This is a genomic window from Polaribacter sargassicola (assembly GCF_021991835.1).
GTDB classification, from domain to species: domain Bacteria; phylum Bacteroidota; class Bacteroidia; order Flavobacteriales; family Flavobacteriaceae; genus Polaribacter; species Polaribacter sargassicola.
On record NZ_JAHDAU010000232.1, the window covers coordinates 1 to 282 of the forward strand.

General features: G+C 38.7%; 1 pseudogene. It reads left to right on the plus strand.

From position 1 onward, the window contains the following. Positions 1 to 282 (plus strand): annotated as a pseudogene (locus KI686_RS16640) (hypothetical protein); the annotation flags it as partial.

Sequence of the window (282 nt, forward strand, 5' to 3'; positions counted from 1 at the left end):
TGATGATGATGGTGATGGTGTAAAAACACGCGATGAAGAAAATCAAACACAAGACCGCAACCCTACCAATGATCGTACCCAGAATGACGTAGGACCAGATTATTTAAACCCTGAAGTATTAACCACGGTACCCGCTACGGCCTACAGAGGACATTTAATAAAGAAGTTTTATGATATTAGAATGGTTTTAAGAGATATTGATATTGAAATTCTCGCTGCTGATGAATATGATTTTGGGAAACTAGACACAAGCGGATTTCCTGATGATTTAAAAGGACGGGT